Annotated in this window: 1 protein-coding gene and 2 pseudogenes; all 3 read right to left on the reverse strand. The window is 76.8% G+C overall.

Going from position 1 to position 1,787, the window contains the following annotated elements; genetic code table 11:
• Positions 1-187: pseudogene (locus tag GPJ59_RS35955) on the reverse strand (hypothetical protein); the annotation flags it as partial.
• Positions 184-1,149 (reverse strand): ABC transporter ATP-binding protein, encoded by a 966-nt coding sequence (locus GPJ59_RS35960; RefSeq protein WP_219672320.1) that lies wholly within the window; start codon positions 1,147-1,149, stop codon positions 184-186. The gene GPJ59_RS35960 and the pseudogene GPJ59_RS35955, both read right to left, overlap by 4 nt.
• Positions 1,150-1,234: 85 nt before the next feature.
• A pseudogene (locus GPJ59_RS35965) lies at positions 1,235-1,787 on the reverse strand (NYN domain-containing protein); the annotation flags it as partial.

A 1,787-nucleotide genomic window follows, 5' to 3' on the forward strand; every position in this document is an offset into this window, starting at 1 on the left:
GGCCGGTAGCCGGCGGAACGGCCACCAGCGCCGCGGGCGCGGCCGGGGTCCGGTCGGCGGCCGCCGGGACGGCCACCGGGACCGGGGTCCTGTCGGCGGCCGGGCCGGCTTCCCGGGCGGTAGCCGCGGGCAGGCCCGGCAGTGGTGGGGGCTGGGTGGGTGATGGGTTTGTGGGGTGGTCGGTCATGACTTCACCAGGCCCTTCGTCCGGCCGCCGAGCGCCAGGTACACGTCCTCCAGGCTCGGCGTCGCCAGCGTGAAGTCGTCCAGGGCGGCGAAGGCGGGGCCGCCCGTCATCGCGGCCACCGCCGCGCGGGCCTCGTCCTGGGGCAGGCGGAGCACCCAGCGCCGGCCCGCCTCGGCGGCCGCCGGGCGGAGGGCCGCGACCTCGGGGATCTCCAGCGGGGGCGTCGTGCGCCACACCAGTTCCAGCCTGACCTCGTCGGAGACGAGCGCCTTCAGCCCGGCCGGGCTGTCGCAGGCGATGACCTTGCCCTGGTCGACGACGGCGACCCGGTCCAGGACCGTCTCCGCCTCGATGACGTTGTGGGTGACCAGCAGCACCGTGGCCCCGCACTGGGCGCGCCGCCGGTCCACGGCGGACCACACCGCCCGCCGGGCCACCGGGTCCATGCCGGTCGTGGGCTCGTCCAGGACCAGGACGGGGCGCTCCCCGACCAGGGCCGCGGCGAAGCAGGCGAGCCGGCGCTGTCCGCCGGACAGCTTCTTCAGCGGGCGGCCCGCGAGAGCGGTGAGGCCGAGTTCGTCCAGGACCTCGTCCCGGGCGGCCCGTGCCTCGCGTACGCCGAGCCCGCGCAGCCGCCCGGTGGTCTCGGCGGCCAGCGCCACCGTGAGCTCGTCCAGGGCGGTGGACTCCTGTCCGAGGTAGGCCAGCAGCCGGGCCGCGCGCTCGGGGTGGCGTACGAGGTCGTGGCCGAGCAGCTCGACGGTGCCGGAGTCGGGCCGTAGCAGGCCCGTCAGCTGGCGGACCAGCGTGGACTTTCCGGCGCCGTTCGGGCCGAGCAGGCCGAAGATCTCGCCGCGCCGGACCTCCAGGGAGATCCCGTCGGTCGCCCGCGTCTCGGGCAGGGCCGGCGCGCCGCGCCCGGCCCGCACCGCGGGGTAGGTCTTGACCAGGTCACGCACCACGCAGACCGCGTCGCCCGTGGCGCCTGCCGCGGTGTGCTCCGCCTGTGTCGTGGTGCCCGTACTCACGAGGGAGCAGCCTACGGGGTTACGGGGCCTCCCCGGGCCCCGGGGTCGCGGGGCCCGCCGACGCGGCGGCCACGTGGTCGGCGGCGGCCCGGACGTCGATCTCCCGCCAGAACCCGGCGCGGATGGCGTAGCGGTCGTGCTCGTCGATCTGGTCGTCCTTGTGTGCGAGCAGGCCGAAGCGGGCGGCGTAGCGCAGCAGCTCGCCGTCGATGCGGTGCGGGATGCGGGGGTAGAGGGTGGCCAGTTTCTGCAGGTGGACGGTCTCCGGGAGGCGTTCCAGCCAGCGCCGGGCGAAGACCTGGCCGACCTCGAAGGGGTCGCCGCCGACGGTGGTGATGTCCTCCTCCCGGTCGGCCCAGCGCTGCTCGGCGCTGGTGAGGTGCGCGAGGGTGGGCAGGGAGGCGGTCTCGGCGGGTTCGCCGAGGGGGCCGGCCCGGTCGATCCAGCCCTTGTCGGAGGACCAGCGCAGGGCGCTGCCCGCGCCCGCCGTCGCGGCCGCGGGTGCGGCGGCCGCGGCGGGGACGGGGGCGCGCAGTCCGGCCAGGTCCTTGGGGGTGGGCACCGTTCTGCTC

This window comes from Streptomyces bambusae, assembly GCF_019400985.1.
GTDB classification, from domain to species: Bacteria; Actinomycetota; Actinomycetes; order Streptomycetales; family Streptomycetaceae; genus Streptomyces; species Streptomyces bambusae_A.